The 15888-nt window shown below is 52.1% G+C and carries 16 protein-coding genes; 11 read left to right on the forward strand and 5 right to left on the reverse strand.

Annotated features, from left to right (window positions below; all coding sequences use genetic code 11):
• Window positions 1-198 precede the first annotated feature (198 nt).
• Entirely contained in the window at window positions 199-669 is a 471-nt protein-coding gene (gene argR / locus GHC22_RS02305) for a transcriptional regulator ArgR (RefSeq protein ID WP_003025162.1), read from the reverse strand.
• A gap of 436 nt (window positions 670-1105) precedes the next feature.
• Here argR and mdh point away from each other — a divergent pair, with 436 nt between their 5' ends.
• Entirely contained in the window at window positions 1106-2041 is a 936-nt protein-coding gene (mdh, locus tag GHC22_RS02310; RefSeq protein ID WP_008785953.1) for a malate dehydrogenase, read from the forward strand.
• Between the two features lie 147 nt (window positions 2042-2188).
• On the opposite strand, the gene degS is transcribed toward mdh, so the two are convergent.
• The 3 genes from degS to zapG all read right to left on the reverse strand — a co-directional run bounded on the left by degS (window position 2189) and on the right by zapG (window position 5280).
• The gene (gene degS / locus GHC22_RS02315; protein WP_008785952.1) at window positions 2189-3256 is read right to left on the reverse strand and encodes an outer membrane-stress sensor serine endopeptidase DegS; all 1068 of its coding nucleotides are present in this window, start codon (window positions 3254-3256) and stop codon (window positions 2189-2191) included.
• A gap of 89 nt (window positions 3257-3345) precedes the next feature.
• The gene (degQ, locus tag GHC22_RS02320; RefSeq protein ID WP_008785951.1) at window positions 3346-4713 is read right to left on the reverse strand and encodes a serine endoprotease DegQ; all 1368 of its coding nucleotides are present in this window, start codon (window positions 4711-4713) and stop codon (window positions 3346-3348) included.
• Window positions 4714-4881: 168 nt separating this feature from the next.
• The gene (gene zapG, locus GHC22_RS02325; protein ID WP_003025147.1) at window positions 4882-5280 is read right to left on the reverse strand and encodes a Z-ring associated protein ZapG; all 399 of its coding nucleotides are present in this window, start codon (window positions 5278-5280) and stop codon (window positions 4882-4884) included.
• A gap of 192 nt (window positions 5281-5472) precedes the next feature.
• Here zapG and zapE point away from each other — a divergent pair, with 192 nt between their 5' ends.
• From zapE to sspB, 5 genes are all read left to right on the forward strand, one after another.
• Complete coding sequence (gene zapE / locus GHC22_RS02330; protein ID WP_103284666.1) at window positions 5473-6600, forward strand: cell division protein ZapE; 1128 nt, start codon at window positions 5473-5475, stop codon at window positions 6598-6600.
• A 218-nt stretch (window positions 6601-6818) separates the two neighbouring features.
• Window positions 6819-7247: a 50S ribosomal protein L13 gene (rplM, locus tag GHC22_RS02335; protein WP_003025141.1), complete on the forward strand. Its 429-nt coding sequence runs from the start codon at window positions 6819-6821 to the stop codon at window positions 7245-7247.
• Window positions 7248-7262: 15 nt separating this feature from the next.
• Entirely contained in the window at window positions 7263-7655 is a 393-nt protein-coding gene (rpsI, locus tag GHC22_RS02340; protein WP_003025138.1) for a 30S ribosomal protein S9, read from the forward strand.
• A 316-nt stretch (window positions 7656-7971) separates the two neighbouring features.
• Window positions 7972-8610, forward strand: a complete 639-nt coding sequence (gene sspA, locus GHC22_RS02345) for a stringent starvation protein SspA (protein ID WP_003025132.1) — start codon at window positions 7972-7974, stop codon at window positions 8608-8610.
• A gap of 5 nt (window positions 8611-8615) precedes the next feature.
• Complete coding sequence (gene sspB / locus GHC22_RS02350) at window positions 8616-9119, forward strand: ClpXP protease specificity-enhancing factor (RefSeq protein ID WP_032945142.1); 504 nt, start codon at window positions 8616-8618, stop codon at window positions 9117-9119.
• Window positions 9120-9174: 55 nt separating this feature from the next.
• On the opposite strand, the gene dcuC is transcribed toward sspB, so the two are convergent.
• On the reverse strand, window positions 9175-10542 hold the full coding sequence (dcuC, locus tag GHC22_RS02355; RefSeq protein ID WP_060683127.1) for an anaerobic C4-dicarboxylate transporter DcuC: 1368 nt from the start codon (window positions 10540-10542) through the stop codon (window positions 9175-9177).
• A gap of 359 nt (window positions 10543-10901) precedes the next feature.
• Between dcuC and nanR the strand changes: the two genes are divergently transcribed.
• The 5 genes from nanR (at window position 10902) to nanQ (ending at window position 15882) form a co-directional block, all read left to right on the forward strand.
• Window positions 10902-11693: a transcriptional regulator NanR gene (gene nanR, locus GHC22_RS02360; RefSeq protein ID WP_008785946.1), complete on the forward strand. Its 792-nt coding sequence runs from the start codon at window positions 10902-10904 to the stop codon at window positions 11691-11693.
• Between the two features lie 259 nt (window positions 11694-11952).
• Window positions 11953-12846 carry an N-acetylneuraminate lyase gene (gene nanA / locus GHC22_RS02365; protein ID WP_003828793.1) on the forward strand — a complete coding sequence of 298 codons (894 nt, stop codon included), beginning with the start codon at window positions 11953-11955 and terminating at the stop codon, window positions 12844-12846.
• Window positions 12847-12955: 109 nt separating this feature from the next.
• The gene (gene nanT / locus GHC22_RS02370; RefSeq protein ID WP_048215451.1) at window positions 12956-14446 is read left to right on the forward strand and encodes a sialic acid transporter NanT; all 1491 of its coding nucleotides are present in this window, start codon (window positions 12956-12958) and stop codon (window positions 14444-14446) included.
• A gap of 96 nt (window positions 14447-14542) precedes the next feature.
• Entirely contained in the window at window positions 14543-15412 is an 870-nt protein-coding gene (gene nanK / locus GHC22_RS02375; RefSeq protein WP_153752140.1) for an N-acetylmannosamine kinase, read from the forward strand.
• A 2-nt stretch (window positions 15413-15414) separates the two neighbouring features.
• Complete coding sequence (nanQ, locus tag GHC22_RS02380) at window positions 15415-15882, forward strand: N-acetylneuraminate anomerase (RefSeq protein ID WP_057067638.1); 468 nt, start codon at window positions 15415-15417, stop codon at window positions 15880-15882.
• Window positions 15883-15888 lie beyond the last annotated feature (6 nt).

The raw sequence follows: 15888 nt of genomic DNA on the forward strand, positions 1-15888 counted from the left end.
CTTATACAAAATAAATTTAATTAAATCATGTAGATGCTTTATTTTGCAAAATGTGCGTTTTAAAGGCTGCACATTCACCATGTGAATGTATTTTGATGGTTAAACGCACCATTTGTTAAATCAATAGCAGTGGAAATGAGAAGGAGGGGGATGAAAAGAGAGTGTTTTCCCCCGCCGCGAGGCGACGGGGAGGCGGTATTACAGTTCTTGTTCGAACAGTTCCAGAATGGCTTCGTACAGATCTTTTACCGTAAAACCCTTAGCTGGGGTGGTGAAGATGGTATCGTCACCGGCAATCGTACCCAGGATACCTTCCGCTTTCCCCAATGAGTCCAGCAGACGTGCAATCAACTGAGCAGCGCCAGGGCTGGTATGAATAACCACGACCGCATCGTTATAGTCGATATCCAGCACCAGATTTTTCAGCGGACTGGAGGTCGTGGGTACGCCCAGTTCCGCCGGAAGGCAGTACACCATTTCCATTTTCGCATTGCGGGTACGCACGGCGCCAAATTTGGTCAGCATGCGTGAAACCTTGGACTGATTGATATTATCAAAGCCCTGATCCTGCAACGCGAGGACGATTTCGCCTTGAGAGCTGAACTTTTCTTCTTTAAGTAGCGCTTTAAACGCCTTTACTAATTCTTCTTGTTTTGCCGAGCTTCGCATAAGTCACCCGTAATATGGCGGTAGAAACAACATTATTGTGCATACAGATGAATTTTTATGCAAACAGTCTGCCTTGTTCAAGGCTGAAATAATGTTATGAAAGAGCGGAATTTTATCAAATTTCGTTATCAAGAAACATGCCTGTGTCACGGCTCGCAAATAAGGTTAAAAGTAAATTAAATGTTATCAAATTGATGTTGTTTTGAGTGGCGGGTAGGGTATATTGTCAGCACCTGTTGGAAAGTTGCTCTACTGTGTGGGTGGTTTTGAATTACGTAACTTAGGTTTTATTTTACGTAAGTTAAATGCATAAAAGCCAAATTTGCGTGACTACGCATTCTTGACGCGTGGTTGTTGTATTCATTGGATTTGTGAATTAAGGTCGCCGCCGCGGAGCAATAGACATTTTGCTTATCAATATAATAAGGAGTTTAGGATGAAAGTTGCAGTCCTCGGCGCTGCTGGTGGTATCGGTCAGGCGCTAGCATTACTGTTAAAAACCCAACTGCCTTCAGGTTCAGAACTCTCCCTGTACGACATCGCTCCAGTAACACCTGGTGTGGCCGTTGATTTGAGCCATATCCCTACTGCTGTGAAAATCAAAGGCTTCAGCGGCGAAGATGCTACCCCTGCACTGGAAGGTGCTGATGTGGTACTGATCTCTGCGGGCGTCGCACGTAAACCGGGTATGGATCGTTCCGACCTGTTCAACGTCAACGCCGGTATCGTGAAGAACCTGGTGCAGCAAGTTGCTAAAACCTGCCCGAAAGCGTGTATCGGTATCATCACCAACCCGGTGAATACTACCGTTGCTATCGCTGCAGAAGTGCTGAAAAAAGCAGGCGTATACGATAAGAACAAACTGTTTGGCGTGACCACGCTGGACATCATCCGCTCCAACACCTTTGTTGCGGAACTGAAAGGCAAACAACCAGGCGACGTTGAAGTTCCGGTTATTGGCGGCCATTCTGGCGTGACCATCCTGCCACTGCTGTCACAAATTCCTGGCGTAAGCTTCACCGAACAAGAAGCAGCTGACCTGACTAAACGTATCCAGAATGCGGGTACTGAAGTTGTGGAAGCCAAAGCCGGTGGCGGTTCTGCAACCCTGTCTATGGGTCAGGCTGCTGCACGTTTCGGCCTGTCCCTGGTTCGCGCATTGAGCGGCGAAAAAGGTGTGGTTGAATGTGCTTACGTTGAAGGCGACGGCCAGTATGCTCGTTTCTTCTCTCAGCCGCTGCTGCTGGGTAAAAACGGCGTAGAAGAGCGTCAGTCTATCGGCAAGCTGAGCGCGTTTGAACAAAGCTCGCTGGAAGGCATGCTGGATACGCTGAAAAAAGATATTACTCTGGGCGAAGAGTTCGTTAAGTAACGCGAAGAAAGGCCTGCGTGTATTTGTAGGCCTGATAAGCGTAGCGCCATCAGGCATTACGTACTAACTCTCTACGATATCGCCTAATAAAAACCGGAGCCAACATGCTCCGGTTTTTTTGTGGTCAGTAGGCCGCCAGACGTGACGTTAATTGGTGGCCGGGTATTCCTGGATCGTTACCTGCAGCGTCAACTGTTTGTCATCACGCATCACGACAACGGAGATAACTGAACCTGGTCGAATCTCTGCCACCTGGTCCATCGTTTCCAGCGCAGACACCGCCGGTTTGTTATTGACCGAGATAATCAGATCGTTAACCTGAATGCCCGCCTGCGCTGCCGGACCATCCGGGGAAACTTCGTTAACCACAATCCCCTGAATTTGATCCATCCCGCCGCCCTGAGCGTGCAGTGGTGCAATTTCGCGACCGCTGATGCCGATGTAGCCACGAATCACGCGCCCGTCACGAATCAGCTTATCCATGATTTTGGTCGCCAACTGAAACGGAATGGCAAAGCCGATCCCTTCCGGGGTTTCGCCATCGTTGCTCTTATCAAATGACAGCGTGTTAATCCCCATCAATTCACCCAGTGAGTTGACCAGCGCACCGCCGGAGTTTCCGTGGTTGATGGAAGCATCTGTTTGCAGGAAGTTTTGCCGTCCTGTCGGGTTCAGGCCAATTCGACCGGTGGCGCTGATAATCCCCTGAGTGATGGTTTGCCCAAGGTTGTACGGGTTACCGATGGCGAGTACCACGTCACCAATGTGCGGCACGCGTTTGTTATTAATTGGGATTGTTGGCAGCCCGCCAGTGGCGTTGATTTTCAGCACCGCAAGGTCGGTTAACGTATCAGACCCCACAAGCAGCGCTTCAAATACGCGGCCGTCCTGCAATGCGACGATGATTTGGTCGGCATCGTTAATGACGTGCTTATTGGTAATGATATAGCCGCGCTGATCCATGATAACGCCTGAGCCGAGCGTGCGGATCTCAAGCTGGTTGTGCGCGGTACTGTTCATACTGCGGTTATAAACGTTCACGACGGCAGGCGCTGCGCGGCGAACCGCCGGGTTATAGCTAGCGGGCGTTTCATCTGCACTGTCGAACTGCGGTGCGGTAAGCGTATTAATTTTTCGCAGAGAGGGCATCGCGGCCAGCAGGATGGCGCCGACGATTAAACCAATCGCGACCGAACGTAAAAGCTTCACAAACATGATGGCGGCGTCATTAATAAAGGGAACGGCAGCAGCATATCACGAGTTTACCGGACATCACACGAGGGGCTGATGTCCGGTTGCATGCGTTATCGCAGGAGCAGGTAAATACTCTCGTTACCGCGCACCACCTGCAGAGCAATGATCGACGGTTTCGCTTCCAGCACTTTTCGCATTTCGGCGATTGAGTTTACGCGATCGCGGTTAACGCCAATGATAACGTCATCTTTATGCAGACCGGCCTGTGCTGCAGGGCTGCTTTTTTCTACGTTATCAATTCTGATGCCTTTGGTGCCGTCTTTTAACTGACCATCGCTGAGCGTGGCCCCTTGCAATGCAGGCGCAATCATCTCTGCGCTGGCGGACGATGATGTGCTGGTATCGAGGGTGACTTCAACCTCCAGCGGTTTACCGTTACGCAGCAGGCCCAGTTTGACCTTGGTCCCAGGTTCAGTTGTCGCAATGCGTGAACGCAGTTCGGCGAAGCTGTTGAGCGGTTTACCGTTGAGGCTGGTAATGACGTCACCAGATTTCACTCCCGCTTTTGCGGAGCCGGAGTTAGGCAGAACCTCACTGACAAACGCGCCACGCTGTACGTCCAGTTTGAACGCTTTGGCGATATCCGAGGTCATTTCGGTGCCTTTGATACCCAACAGACCGCGTTTGATTTCACCAAACTGCATCAGCTGCTGTGCCAGCGTGCGCGCCATGTTGCTCGGGATTGCAAAACCAATCCCGATGCTGCCGCCGCCGGGGGCCAGAATCGCAGTGTTAATACCGATCAGCTCACCGTTCAGGTTGAGCAATGCGCCGCCGGAGTTACCGCGGTTGATAGAGGCGTCAGTCTGAATAAAGTTTTCCAGACCTTCCAGGTTCAACCCACTGCGACCCAAGGCAGATACAATGCCGGAGGTGGCTGTTTGACCCAAACCGAACGGGTTACCCACAGCCACCGCGAAATCACCCACGCGGAGTTTGTCGGAGTCAGCAATGGCAATTTGCGTCAGGTTGCTGGGGTGCTGAATTTGTAGCAGTGCGATATCGCTCTGATCGTCGCTGCCGATAAGCTTAGCGTCGAACTCACGGCCATCATTAAGCTGAACGCTGATTTTTTGCGCCTGATTAATAACGTGGTTATTGGTCAGAACGTAGCCTTTGGCTGCGTCAATAATGACCCCTGAGCCCAGCCCTTCAAAGGGTTGTGACGGTTGATCGGGAAGTTCATCACCAAAAAACTTTTTGAACTCTTCCGGGACTTTCTGCCCCTGAGTGGCGGTACCTTCAACCCTTACGCTCACCACGGCAGGTAACACTTTCTCCAGCATCGGAGCGAGGCTGGGAAGCGCAGCCTGACCGGGAACCTGGCCGGGGATAGACGCTGCGGCCGGGAATGGCGCCGAGAGAGTTAACCCGACACTTAACGCTAATGCACTCAACAGCTGGGTTTGTTTTTTCATGGATCCTGCTCTCGTACCTTGAGTAAACGGAAGATGATTCAAAACAGGTTGATGTTATTGAATTTTCGGTTAGGTCACAATGCGGCTAACGACTAAATAATAGCTGGGACAGGAAGAGAAGCGGAGGGCGCAATTGCTGCGCCCAATAAATTTCTTAACGATGTGCGGTTAGTCGCGCTTTGCGCCGCTACGCAGCAGGCCGGATGCCCCTTCAGAATAGTCACGTGGCATCTGAACCGGCGCCTGATCGTTGCCTGCTTCAGACTCTGCCAGACGGTTACGGAACGGGTTGTTTTCCGGCGACATACCCGGCAGCAGGTTGCTGGAGCTTTTCGCCATGTGCTGGTAAATCTGACGATAATCGTCCGCCATGTTATCCAGCAATTCAGCGCTGCGGGCAAAGTGGCTCACCAGCTCTTCGCGGTACTCTTCCAGCTCAGCTTTATTTTTTTCCAGTTCGTACTGCAATGCCTGCTGTTGGCGTAATTTACGATTACCAAAACGCATGGCTACAGCACCAATAATGATACCGACGACTAACCCAATTAGCGCATATTCCCAGGTCATGAACATCTCCCGTTGTCTTGTGTTTCCGTAGGGTGTTGGCTTTAGGCTCCATGCCTGCGCCTGATTATGCCACTATAACCGCTAATCCCGTAGAAGTGGAATCCCGTGTTTATATCACGTAATGTAGAACGGCCTTTTTTTCGTCAACCGTGAGCGACGGCACATCGATTCTCAAGGAATAACAATAACATCATGCAAAGCTTTTCCCCTACATCGCGTTACCAGCAAGCCCTCAACGACGGCAGTCATCAACCCGACAACGTACAACTCGAAGCCGTGAATCGACTGGAAACAATTTTCCAGGCGCTTACAACGCCAGCACGTCCTGCGCCGCAGGAGAGTGGACTGATGGCGCGTTTTGGTAAGTTGCTGGGCAAGCGTGAGTCACCGATCAACGCGCCGGTGCGTGGTTTATATATGTGGGGCGGAGTTGGGCGCGGAAAAACCTGGCTGATGGATCTGTTCTACCATAGCCTGCCGGGCGAACGTAAACAGCGTTTGCACTTCCACCGTTTTATGCTGCGCGTCCATGAAGAGCTTACTGCTTTACAGGGGCAGAGCGATCCGCTGGAAATCATCGCCGACCGCTTTAAGGCCGAAACGGACGTGCTGTGCTTTGACGAATTTTTTGTTTCCGATATCACCGACGCCATGCTGCTCGGCGGCCTGATGAAAGCGCTGTTTGCCCGCGGTATTACGCTGGTGGCGACCTCCAATATTCCGCCAGATGAGCTATATCGTAACGGTTTGCAACGCTCCCGTTTTCTTCCTGCCATTGATGCCATCAAACAGCATTGTGACATCATGAATGTCGATGCCGGCGTCGATTATCGTCTGCGCACCTTAACGCAGGCGCATTTGTGGTTGTCGCCATTGAATGAGGAAACCCGCCAGCAGATGGATAAACTCTGGCTGGCATTAGCGGGAACCAAAGGTGAACATGCGCCAACGCTGGAGATTAATCATCGTCCGATGCAGACGCTGGCCGTCGAAAACCAAACGCTGGCGGTGTCGTTTACCACGCTCTGCGTTGATGCCCGGAGTCAGCATGACTACATTGCGCTGTCGCGTCTGTTTCACACGGTGCTGTTGTCTGATGTGCCGGTCATGACCCCGCTGATGGAGAGTGAAGCGCGACGCTTTATCGCATTGGTGGATGAGTTCTACGAACGCCACGTCAAGCTGGTGGTCAGTGCGGCATCACCCCTCTATGAAATTTATCAGGGCGAGCGTCTGAAGTTTGAATTTCAGCGTTGTTTGTCGCGTTTGCAGGAGATGCAAAGCGAAGAGTATCTGAAGCGGGAACATTTAGCCGGTTAAACCTGCCGCAAATCACATAAAGGGGTCGATCTTTGACCCTGACTTCTCTATAATCTTGCGACCCCACGTTACGAGAGAGTTTTTTTCCCAAAACTTTCTATGCGCCGGCATAGGCTATTCGAAGGGGTAGGTTTGCTGGACAATGTCGTGTGAACCTCAACTGACAAAACGTTTGGGTGTTCACCAACGTGTAACTTATTTATTTGGGTAAGCTTTTAATGAAAACTTTTACAGCTAAACCAGAAACCGTAAAACGCGACTGGTATGTTGTTGACGCGACCGGTAAAACTCTGGGCCGTCTGGCTTCCGAACTGGCTCTGCGCCTGCGCGGTAAGCACAAAGCGGAATACACTCCGCACGTAGATACCGGTGATTACATCATCGTTCTGAACGCTGACAAAGTTGCTGTAACCGGCAACAAGCGTACTGACAAAGTGTACTATCACCACACCGGCCACATCGGTGGTATCAAACAAGCGACCTTTGAAGAGATGATTGCTCGCCGTCCTGAGCGTGTGCTTGAAATCGCGGTTAAAGGCATGCTGCCAAAAGGCCCGCTGGGTCGTGCTATGTTCCGTAAACTGAAAGTTTACGCTGGCAACGAGCACAACCACGCGGCACAGCAACCGCAAGTTCTTGACATCTAATCGGGATTATAGGCAATGGCTGAAAATCAATACTACGGCACTGGTCGCCGCAAAAGTTCCGCAGCTCGCGTTTTCATCAAACCGGGCAGTGGTAAAATCGTAATCAACCAACGTTCTCTGGAACAGTACTTCGGTCGTGAAACTGCCCGCATGGTAGTTCGTCAGCCGCTGGAACTGGTCGACATGGTTGAGAAACTGGATCTGTACATCACTGTTAAAGGTGGTGGTATCTCTGGTCAGGCTGGTGCGATCCGTCACGGTATCACCCGCGCTCTGATGGAGTACGACGAATCCCTGCGTGGCGAACTGCGTAAAGCTGGCTTCGTTACTCGTGATGCTCGTCAGGTTGAACGTAAGAAAGTCGGTCTGCGTAAAGCACGTCGTCGTCCTCAGTTCTCCAAACGTTAATTGTACTCTGCTTCGGCAGACGACAATTTGCGAAAAAACCCGCTTCGGCGGGTTTTTTTATCGTTATTTATCGCCTCAGATCCACGGTAATCCGCTGATTGCCACCTCTTTTTCCCCATTTCAAGAATCGACTCACCACAAAGGTCACAAAATCTGGTAAACTATCATCCAATTTTCTGCCCAAATGTCCGGTATCGTTCATTTTTTGTTTGTATTTTGAACAGTAATGACTTTCCCGAGTCTGGGTGACATCACTTCTGGCTGGCCACTGAGTGGCTGGTAGCAGTAAAAATTCTGAATATACCTGGAGGTTTTCATGGCTGTCGCTGCCAACAAACGTTCGGTAATGACGCTGTTTTCTGGTCCTACTGACATCTATAGCCATCAGGTCCGCATTGTGCTGGCTGAGAAAGGTGTTAGTTTCGAGATTGAGCATGTGGAGAAGGACAATCCACCTCAGGATCTGATCGACCTCAACCCGAATCAGAGCGTACCGACACTGGTGGATCGTGAGCTGACCCTGTGGGAATCTCGCATCATTATGGAATACCTGGATGAGCGCTTCCCGCATCCGCCGCTGATGCCGGTTTACCCGGTTGCGCGTGGTGAAAGCCGCCTGTACATGCAGCGTATTGAAAAAGACTGGTACACGCTGATGAACGTCATCGTGAACGGTTCTGCATCTGAAGCCGAAGTCGCGCGTAAGCGTCTGCGCGAAGAACTGCTGGCAATCGCGCCAGTATTTGGCCAGAAACCTTACTTCCTGAGCGATGAGTTCAGCCTGGTAGACTGCTACCTGGCGCCGCTGCTGTGGCGTTTACCGCAGCTGGGTATTGAATTCAACGGTGCAGGTTCGAAAGAACTGAAAGGGTACATGACTCGCGTCTTCGAACGTGACTCTTTCCTGGCTTCTCTGACTGAGCCTGAACGTGAAATGCGTCTGGGCCGGGGTTAACCTGTATGGATTTGCCACAGCTAACACCACGCCGTCCGTATCTGCTGCGCGCGTTCTATGAGTGGTTGCTGGACAACCAGCTCACGCCGCATCTGGTGGTGGATGTGACGCTCCAGGACGTGCAGGTTCCAATGGAATATGCGCGTGACGGGCAAATTGTTCTGAATATTGCACCGCGTGCGGTGGGCAACCTGGAACTGGCTAACGATGAAGTGCGCTTTAACGCGCGCTTCGGTGGTGTGCCGCGTCAGGTGTCTGTGCCGTTGGCTGCCGTTCTGGCAATTTATGCACGTGAAAATGGCGCCGGTACGATGTTTGAACCGGAAGCCGCCTACGACGAAGATGTTGCCAGCTTAAATGATGACGACAACGATACGTCTGGTTTTGAGAGTGAAACGGTCATGTCGGTCATTGATGGCGATAAACCTGATAATGGCGACGACAACGATCCGGATGATACTCCGCCACCGCCTCGCGGTGGGCGTCCAGCACTGCGCGTAGTGAAATAAGTAGTGAAATGAAAAACAGGCCCTTTGGGGCCTGTTCTGTTTTCTGGCTTTGGTATCAATAAAACAGCGCGATGGTGGCTACCATATTCACCACAAATCCTACTGCCATCGGGATTGCTGTACGTTTTACCACTTCAAAGGGCGATACGCCGGCAATACCCGATGTCACGACAATTACAGCGGTTATGGGTGACACCGCGCGGGCAAGCGTAGTGGCAAAATGCATCGGCATAATCATTACTACCGCAGGAATATGCAGCCCGGCGGCAATATCCGGAATGAGGCTGGCAAAAGACATAAACGGCGCGTTGCCTGACCCCATGACGATTGCGCAGGCGGCGATGACCACCGCCATGATGATCATCACGCCGATACCGCCAAGACCGGAATGCTCTGCGCCTTTTATTACGGCATCGACTGTCCCGATAGTCGTCAACCCTTTCGCAAAGATTTCACCGGCGACCACCAGGGTGACAACGTTGGCAAACTGTGTCCCCATGCCGTCAAAAAAAGCCTGCACATCATCCATCGTTTCGCGCAAATTATGTTTATGCAGGAATTCAACAAACATAGTCAGCGTCATGCTCATCAACATTACCACCACCAGATTCAACTCTGCTTTCATTAGCCCCATTTGTGCAAGGGCAAGCGAGCCCAGCATCAGGATCAGCGGCATCACCGGCAAAATGGCGTAATAGAGCGGGGGTACGTTTTCCAGCGTCTTTTGTTCCGCAAATCCGTTACTTTCCGGTGCGGCTTTTTTATCAAATTGACGCTGAACGAAAAAATGCGCAATGGCGACGGCGACAATGACACACGACGCGACGGGCAACTGGTATTGAAAGAAATAGGTGGCGATTTTCATGCCCGCGACCTGCGCGGCAAAAATAGAGTTGGTTTCCAGAATGCCCCACTCAATCGACATCGAAGTGGCAATGACCGCAACAGCGGATAAACGGCTTACGCCAAGACTAACCAGCGTTGGGAACAGCGTCACCATCAGCAACATACCTAACCCGGATGCGCTGGTAATGAACTGCGCCATGATCTGACCAATCACATAGGTGGCGGCAAGCACTACATAGGGTGAACGGATTAGCTTGAGCGGGCGACTTAACAGGCTAACCATCGCTCTGCTGGCCCCCATTCTGTCCATATAACGGGCATAACCGCCCACCGCCATGATTGATAACCCCAGTCCGGCCGCGCGGTTGGAGAGCATACGCAAAATTTCATTGTAAATATCGACCAGTAGATAGCCACTGCTTTTGTCGTTAGCGACCAACGCGCCGTAGCCCAGCCAGACGCCGCAGATCATCAGGAAGATCCCGGCGGCGGCCAGCACGACCTGCGGTTTGTAGTTTTTGAGGATCAGGTAACCCATCGTTAATAAAACGATGACAGAGATAATGATGCCGAACATTGTTTCACTCCATGCCAGAGAAGAAGATAAATCCGGTAATAACGCTGTTGTCAAAACGGATGTTATATTTTTCTGGGCATTTTTTATGGAGTGAATATCTTATTTTTAATTCGATGATGTAATTATTTATCGTTATAAAATAGAAGGTTATGATAAATTATCACGTTCATATTCATAATTTTCATGAAGGTGTTTAACTCCATTCAATTAAAATGAGGCAGAAGATACTCGCTTAAAATAATATTGCTGTTACGTATATTATCAATAGGCCAGCCGGATCAAATCGTCCATCATTTCACCCTGCTTTCGATCCTGTGTTAGGATAAACCCGCTGTTGTTTGTCACCACGACTTAGCTGAATGGACCCTATGAACGCATTTGATTCGCAAGCTGAAGACTCTCCATCCACCATTGGCCGTAGCTTACGCAATCGCCCGTTGGCGCGTAAAAAACTGTCTGAAATGGTTGAAGAAGAACTGGAGCAGATGATTCGTCGTCGGGAATTTGGCGAGGGCGAACAGTTGCCGTCTGAGCGGGAGCTGATGGCCTTCTTTAACGTGGGCCGTCCTTCTGTACGAGAAGCGCTGGCCGCGTTAAAACGCAAAGGTCTGGTACAAATCAACAACGGCGAGCGCGCCCGCGTTTCGCGTCCTTCAGCTGATACCATCATCAGCGAGCTGTCTGGTATGGCGAAAGATTTCCTCGCACATCCCGGTGGCATTGCCCACTTCGAGCAGTTGCGACTGTTCTTTGAATCCAGCCTGGTACGATACGCCGCCGAACATGCGACAGATGAGCAAATCGACAGACTGGCTAAAGCACTGGAGATCAACAGCCAGTCGCTCGATGACAATACGTTGTTCATCCGCTCGGACGTTGATTTTCACCGTGTACTGGCTGAGATCCCGGGCAATCCTATCTTTATGGCTATCCATGTTGCGCTGTTAGATTGGCTGATTGCCGCCCGTCCGACCGTCGCCGATCAAGAGTTGTATGAGCACAACAACGTGAGTTATCAGCAGCATATCGCTATTGTCGACGCAATTCGCCAGCGCGATCCTGAAGAAGCTGACCGCGCACTGCAAGAACATCTCAATAGCGTTTCCGCGACCTGGCACGCCTTCAGCAAAAGTAAAAAATTGCGTAAGTGATCGCGATCCCGACGATCGTTTAAACACAAAATCATTCAAGTTGCATCAAGGCGGCAAGAGAGCGAGTTCCCTGGAGCATAGATAACTATGTGACAGGGGGGAGCGAACGCAGCTAACGCAGAGGCGGCTCGAAGGATGAAGTGTTTAGTGAAGTAGATCGCACTATAAGCGTTCTGTATTGTATTGCTGCTTATTTGATCTGGTATAACAGGTATAAAGGTATGCAGTTAGATAACACTAATCATCGTCAGAGGTCGTTATGGCAAGAGATTTAAAAGGCGTAATGCCAGCGTTGTTAACCCCATTCGATAACCAACAGAGACTGGACATCGAGAGTTTGCGCCGCCTGGTGCGTTTCAACATTGGTCAGGGTGTAGACGGGCTCTATGTCGGTGGCTCAACGGGTGAGGCCTTTGTCCAAAACCGCGTTGAAAGAGAGCAGGTACTGGAAATTGTTGCCGAAGAGGCGAAAGGCAAGGTGACGCTGATCGCCCATGTTGGCACGGTGAGTACTGAAGAGAGCCAACAGCTGGCGAGTGCGGCACATCGTTACGGCTTTGATGCCGTTTCGGCCGTTACACCGTTTTACTATCCGTTCAGCTTTGAAGAACATTGCGATCACTACCGCGCAATTATTGATTCCGCTGATGGTTTACCGATGGTGGTCTATAACATTCCGGCGCTGAGCGGCGTAAAACTGACGCTGGATCAGATCAACACGCTGGTAACGCTGCCAGGCGTTGGCGCACTGAAGCAAACTTCGGGCGATCTCTATCAGATGGAACAGATCCGCCGCGCTCATCCCGATCTGGTGCTTTATAACGGCTATGACGAGATCTTTGCTTCCGGACTGCTTGCGGGCGCAGATGGCGGTATCGGTAGCACTTACAACATCATGGGGTGGCGCTATCAGGGAATTGTGAAAGCGCTCAAAGAAGGTGACATCCGCACGGCGCAAAAGCTGCAAACCGAGTGCAATAAAGTTATCGATCTGCTTATTAAGGTTGGCGTGTTCCGCGGCCTGAAAACGGTACTGCACTATATGGATGTGGTTTCTGTCCCACTGTGCCGTAAACCCTTTGCCCCGGTAGATGAACACTATCTGCCGGAACTGAAAGCGCTGGCAAACCAACTGCTGGCGGAAAAGGCGTAATCACGGGTCGCCGGGGGCGTTTCGCTTGCCCGGCCTGGATTTTCGACCGTAGGCCGGGTAAGGCAAAGCCACCACCCGGCACAACAACAAAAATCGTCGGGAGAGTAAAATGAGTACTTCTACCCAAAGCATCCCGTGGTATCGCCATCTCAATCGGGCACAATGGCGGGCATTTTCCGCCGCCTGGCTGGGATATTTGCTTGATGGTTTCGATTTTGTGTTAATCGCCCTGGTGCTGACAGAAGTGCAGGGCGAATTCGGACTGACGACGGTGCAGGCCGCCAGCCTGATCTCGGCCGCCTTTATCTCCCGTTGGTTTGGCGGGTTAATGCTGGGGGCAATGGGCGACCGTTACGGACGCCGCCTGGCGATGGTCACCAGCATCATTCTGTTCTCCGTAGGGACGCTGGCCTGCGGCTTTGCGCCGGGCTACACCACCATGTTTATCGCCCGCCTGGTTATCGGTATGGGAATGGCCGGTGAGTATGGCTCCAGCGCAACCTATGTTATTGAAAGTTGGCCTAAACACCTGCGAAACAAAGCCAGTGGTTTCCTGATTTCCGGCTTTTCCGTTGGTGCCGTGATCGCCGCCCAGGTCTACAGTCTAGTGGTCCCGGTCTGGGGATGGCGCGCGTTGTTCTTCATCGGCATCCTGCCAATTATCTTCGCCCTCTGGCTACGTAAAAATATTCCGGAAGCGGAAGACTGGAAAGAGAAACACGAAGGCAAAGCGCCAGTGCGCACGATGGTGGACATTCTCTACCGGGGCGAGCATCGGGTAATTAATATTCTGATGACGCTCGCCGCTGCAACCGCGTTGTGGTTCTGCTTTGCTGGCAACCTGCAAAATGCGGCTATCGTGGCGGTCCTGGGACTGATATGCGCCTTTATCTTCATTAGCTTTATGGTGCAAAGCAGCGGGAAACGCTGGCCGACGGGCGTGATGCTGATGGTGGTCGTGCTATTCGCCTTCCTGTACTCGTGGCCGATTCAGGCGCTGTTGCCAACCTATCTGAAAACGGAACTGCTGTACGATCCTTCCACGGTGGCCAGAGTGCTCTTCTTTAGCGGTTTTGGTGCGGCGGTTGGGTGTTGCGTCGGCGGTTTTCTTGGTGACTGGCTGGGCACGCGTAAAGCCTATGTCTGCAGTCTGCTGGCCTCGCAGTTGCTGATTATTCCGGTGTTTGCGATAGGCGGTTCAAACGTCTGGGTACTGGGTTTGCTGCTGTTTTTCCAACAAATGCTCGGCCAGGGGATCTCCGGGATCTTACCAAAACTGATTGGCGGCTATTTCGATACCGATCAGCGTGCGGCGGGACTGGGCTTCACCTATAACGTAGGCGCACTGGGCGGGGCTCTGGCACCGATCATCGGCGCGCTGATTGCCCAACGTCTGGATCTGGGTACCGCGCTGGGATCGCTCTCTTTCGGCCTGACATTTGTAGTGATCCTGCTGATTGGTCTTGATATGCCGTCCCGTGTACAGCGCTGGCTGCGTCCTGAAGCGTTGCGTACGCATGATGCCATTGATGGTCGACCGTTTAGCGGTGCCGTGCCGTTCGGCGGTGACAAAAGCACTATGGTGAAATCCAAAAGTTAATCCAGTTGCCCGGTGCTGAACCGGGCAATAGCCGTAAGGGAAGAATATGTCGTTCTTTGAGCTACAGAGCGCCACCACGATGCATGAGGCGGCGTCATGACCACATTGGCGATTGATATTGGCGGCACCAAATTGGCTGCCGCGCTGATAGACAACAATCTGCAAGTCCGCGAGCGGCGTGAACTGCCGACGCCTGCCAGTAAAACGCCGCAAGCGCTGCGCGCCGCGTTACAAACACTGGTTGCCCCGCTACAGGGGCGTGCTAATCGGGTGGCGATCGCCTCGACGGGGATTATCCGTGAGGGGGCTTTACTGGCGCTGAATCCGCATAACCTCGGCGGATTGATGCATTTTCCGCTGACACAAACGCTGGAACAAATCACCGGCCTGCCGACGCTGGCCGTCAATGACGCACAGGCAGCGGCGTGGGCTGAGTACCATGCGCTTGGTGGTGAGTACCGCGATCTGGTGTTTATTACCGTCTCCACAGGCGTTGGCGGGGGAGTCGTCAGCGGTGGGAAACTGCTGACCGGAGTTGGCGGTTTGGCTGGGCATCTGGGACATACGCTGGCCGATCCGCATGGGCCTGTTTGCGGCTGCGGGCGTGTGGGCTGCGTTGAGGCGATCGCATCCGGTCGTGGAATAGCGGCGGCTGCCGAAGGCGCGCTTGCCGGATGCGACGCCAAAACTATTTTTAGCCGTGCCGGGCAGGGGGATGAGCAGGCAAGCCGGTTGATCCATCGCTCAGCGCGTGCTTTGGCAAGGCTTGTTGCCGATGTGAAGGCCACGACCGATTGTCAGTGCGTGGTCATTGGCGGCAGCGTTGGGCTGGCTGAAGGGTATCTGGCGCTGGTGGAACATTATCTGGCACAAGAGCCTTTGGCCTATCACGTTGAATTGCTGGCGGCGCATTGCCGTCATGACGCTGGATTACTGGGGGCCGCGCTGTTGGTCCAGGGAGAATGATGATGATATCAGATGCGTTGAATTCACTGCCTTCTGCCGGATTACATCCGGTCTTGCAGCAGGCGTTAACGCTTGCCATTGCGGCGAATCCGCAGGAGAAAACGCCTGGGCGCTACACGTTGCAGGGCGAGAATATTTTTATGAATGTCATGCAATTTACAACGCAGAGCCCAGAGCATAAGAAAGCGGAGCTGCATCAGCAGTACATTGATATTCAGATGCTGTTGTCCGGCGAAGAACGGATTCTGTTCGGGATGACCGATTCTGCTCGTCACTGCGAAGAGATGCACATCGAGGATGATTATCAGCTGTGCAGCCAGATTGCCGATGAACAGGCTATGGTACTGAAGCCGGGAAAATTTGTGATTTTTATGCCGGGCGAGCCGCATAAACCGGGTTGTGTGGTGCAGACCCCGATGGACATCAAAAAGGTGGTGATCAAAGTCCGCGCCAGCTTATTACAAGCTTGAGAATGA

Origin of the sequence: Citrobacter sp. H12-3-2 (genome assembly GCF_009649895.1) — a bacterium.
GTDB lineage: Bacteria > Pseudomonadota > Gammaproteobacteria > Enterobacterales > Enterobacteriaceae > Citrobacter > Citrobacter portucalensis.